Here is a 3,764-nt window from a genome sequence, read left to right as displayed (position 1 = left end):
TATTACCAACAACAGATATTGTAGAACCAGATTTTTTGGTATACTGGAAGCGTTTGATGGGCACGCGAGGATTGAAACATAAATGTCGGAGAGTGGCCTTTGAATAGCTAACGGGATTATATACTAGTGTTATTTGCATAACACGTATGAAACCAATATAATTAAACTTAAATAAGTTTGCGTTTTTAAGGAGGATACTTGTGAATATCGGAATTTTTACGGATACATATTACCCGCAGGTAAGCGGAGTAGCTACTTCTATTAAAACATTACGTGAGCAACTAGAAAAACAAGGTCATCAGGTATACATTTTCACGACAACAGATCCTAAGGCTAATAAAAAGGTGTATGAAAGAAACATTTTTCGATTTGCGAGTGTTCCTTTTATTTCGTTTACTGACCGTAGAATAGCTGTAAGTGGGTTACTTAAGGCTTCTCAAATCGCCAAAGAGTTAAATTTAGACATTGTTCATACTCAAACTGAGTTTTCTTTGGGGTGGATTGGGAAGGCTGTCGCTAAAAGCTTAGATATTCCATGTGTCCACACTTACCATACAATGTATGAGGACTATTTGCATTATGTGGCAAATGGGCATTTACTGCGACCGTATCACGTTAAAATGGCCATGCGTGCATTCTGTTACCATCTAATGGGCGTGATTGCACCAAGTGAACGAGTGATAAAATCTCTTAATGGGTATGGTGTGAAAGCACCAATCCGCGTAATTCCTACCGGAGTGAACGTGAACCACTATGCACAACATGAAGACATTGACTGGAGAAAAAAATACGGATTTTCGGAAGATAAGAAAATTATTCTTTCTTTAAGTCGTTTAGCATATGAAAAAAACATTCAAGAAGTTATAAAAAATTTCCCTAAAATTTTAAAAGCTGTTCCAAACAGCTTGCTTTTAATTGTAGGGGATGGACCAGCACGTGAGAAGCTTGAACAACAAGCACAAGAAACTGGTGTTGCAGATCATATTCAGTTTACGGGTGAGATTGATAATGACGTTGTTTATCGTTTTTATCAGATGGCAGATTTATTTGTTTCCGCGTCCGACTCTGAGTCGCAGGGATTGACTTATATTGAAGCAATAGCTGCAGGCTTAAAAGTGGTGGTAAAGTCTAGTCCATATACAGACAGTTTATTAGACGATCCGTCGCTTGGAGTCACATTTGAAACAGAAAAACAATTTGTTCATTTTGCTGAAAATTATTTGAATCATCCAGCAAGCTTTGAAGACCCAGAGCCGCGGGAAAGAAAATTATACGATATTTCTGCAGATCAGTTTGGTAAACGGGTTGTTGAGTTTTATAAAGATGCATTAGTGCTGTATGCAGATCGGGAAGAGTCTTCAAATTTCTCGGACTAAGGAGGAATAAATTTGCAAATTCGAATTAATATGTTTTCTTCAGCAACAAAAGTCAAAGGCCAAGGGGTTGGCAGTGCCTATGAAGAATTAATTTCATTACTAAAAACTCATTTTCCAAATGACTTTCAAGTGCGAATTAATAAGTACAGTCGTTCAGAAATTAGCCATTATCATACGATTGATCCGCAATTCTATTTATCGACTTTCATGCCGGGCAGGGGAAGAAAAATTGGCTATGTACATTTTCTTCCGGAAACGATTGATGGTAGTTTAAAAATTCCACAACCATTTCGGGGAATTTTTTATAAATATATTATTGCGTTTTATAAGCGGATGGACCATATAGTGGTGGTCAATCCGACTTTTATTCCTAAATTAACGGCTTACGGAATTCCTGAAGAGAAGATTAGCTATATTCCTAATTTTGTGCATAAGAGCGAATTTTATGAAATGGATGCAGACAAAAAGCAATTTTTACGTCAGCAAATGAAAATTGATGAGGACAAGTTCGTCATTTTAGGCATTGGCCAAGTTCAAGAACGTAAAGGTGTTAAGGATTTTATTGAACTTGCTAAGCAAAATCCTCAAATTCAGTTTATTTGGGCAGGTGGATTTTCATTTGGGCGAATGACAGATGGTTATGCGGAGCTTAAAAAAGTAGTTGATAATCCACCTGCAAACCTGAAATTTACCGGAATCATTGATCGTGCTGCGTTAGTTAATTACTATAATGTGGCCGATTTATTTCTATTACCTTCATACAATGAGCTGTTTCCAATGTCAGTGCTGGAGGCCTTTAGTTGTGGGACTCCTGTTTTATTGAGAGATCTTGATCTTTATAAAGCGATTATTGACGGATACTATGTATCGGCAAAAAATGTTGAGGATATGCAAACACAGATTAGTTATCTTACAACTCATCCAGAGGCATTACAGAAATTACATGCAAAATCTAATCAGGCTTCCGAACAGTATTCAGAAGATCATTTAGCCAACATTTGGCACGGATTTTATTTGAGTCAGGTAAGAGAGGGCTAGGACAATGTCAAAACGAAATAAAATTGCTCTTGCTATTATGCTTGCTTTGGGAATTGCAATTTTTGCGTTCTCGTTACGTAATGTGAATATGCATAATTTAATGCATGATATTGTTCATATTCATTGGCAATGGTTAGTTGTTGCAGTGATCTGCATGCTACTATATTTTGGGATTGAAGCCCTCATTACGAAGATGTTTGTAACTAGTAATGGAGACCGATTCTCTTTTAGGGATGCCATTAGGATTCCTCTAATCGAACAACTTTTTAATGGGATAACGCCATTTTCTTCGGGTGGACAGCCCGCTCAATTAATCGCTTTGATGCAAAGCGGTGTCGAGGCAGGAAGAGCAAGCTCGGTTCTTTTGATGAAGTTTGTCGTTTTTCAAGCGATGATTGTAATTAACTTTATGGTTAGTTTATTAATTGGATTCCATTTTCTTGCAGAAAAAATGAGTTATTTATCGCTATTCGTTGTATTTGGATTCTTAATTCATCTTACGGTTATTATTGGCCTATTATTGGTTATGTATTGGCATGGATTTACAAAAAAGCTTATTAGTTGGATCATGATTCCTATAGGTTGGTTTGTAAAAAAAGAGCGTTTTGAACGATGGCAAGTAACAATTGATGAGAAAGTTGATACTTTTTATAAAGAGAGTGTTCGAATAAAGACACAGTGGAAGTTGTTAGCTAAAGTATTCGTTATGACATTTTTCCAATTGCTATTTTATTATCTTGTTCCATACTATATTATGCTTTCTCTAGGATATTCCGGAATCAATGTTGTGATGGTTACGTCACTACATATTTTGATTGTGATGGTGATTTCAATATTCCCGATTCCAGGAGGATCAGGTGGTGCTGAATATAGTTTTGATGTTCTGTTTTCTAGTTTTATCCACAGTAACAGTAAGTTGGTATTGGCAATGCTGCTCTGGCGGCTATTAACATATTACTTTGGAATATTTGCAGGTATGTTTGCACTGGTTGCAAAACCGGATAAACTAAAGCGGAAAATTGAACAAAACAATTAAGCTAAGCAAATTTGAAAGCAATGACTCTAATGAGTTGTTGCTTTTTTCTTTATTAAAAAAAGTTTTTTTGATGGATACGTTATGTGACGGCGGTTGAACGAATCAGTTCAATAAAATTTAAAGGTTTGGGCTTGACCAGAAACAGAAATCCTGATATGCTATTAAAGGTCGTTTTTTGAGGGAAAGATTTGAAAACGACATTCAAACGTTTTATAAAAAAGTTGAATTTGGTTGTTGACTTTTGAGAAAACTGATGATAAAGTTAAATAGTTGCGTTGAGGCGTTTAACGCTTCCAATCGCGACATAGTAGACC

General features: G+C 36.2%; 3 protein-coding genes. All 3 read left to right on the top strand.

The window, feature by feature from the left end:
• Positions 1-200 precede the first annotated feature (200 nt).
• From IV84_RS09930 to IV84_RS09920, 3 genes are read left to right on the top strand one after another with little or no spacing between them, the layout of a single operon-like run.
• Positions 201-1,376, top strand: a complete 1,176-nt coding sequence (locus IV84_RS09930) for a glycosyltransferase family 4 protein (RefSeq protein WP_046871842.1) — start codon at positions 201-203, stop codon at positions 1,374-1,376.
• 30 nt (positions 1,377-1,406) lie between these two features.
• Positions 1,407-2,414 carry a glycosyltransferase family 4 protein gene (locus IV84_RS09925; protein ID WP_100078153.1) on the top strand — a complete coding sequence of 336 codons (1,008 nt, stop codon included), beginning with the start codon at positions 1,407-1,409 and terminating at the stop codon, positions 2,412-2,414.
• 4 nt (positions 2,415-2,418) lie between these two features.
• Entirely contained in the window at positions 2,419-3,450 is a 1,032-nt protein-coding gene (locus IV84_RS09920) for a lysylphosphatidylglycerol synthase transmembrane domain-containing protein (protein WP_046871840.1), read from the top strand.
• Positions 3,451-3,764 lie beyond the last annotated feature (314 nt).

It is taken from the genome of Pediococcus damnosus (assembly GCF_001437255.1).
Lineage (GTDB): Bacteria > Bacillota > Bacilli > Lactobacillales > Lactobacillaceae > Pediococcus > Pediococcus damnosus.
This window is presented reverse-complemented; position numbering and strand designations above follow the sequence as displayed.

Excerpts from the sequence above, each read along its gene's own strand:
- IV84_RS09920 (WP_046871840.1), top strand. The coding sequence starts at position 2,419 with ATGTCAAAACGAAATAAAATTGCTCTTGCTATTATGCTTGCTTTGGGA.
- IV84_RS09925 (WP_100078153.1), top strand. The coding sequence starts at position 1,407 with ATGTTTTCTTCAGCAACAAAAGTCAAAGGCCAAGGGGTTGGCAGTGCC.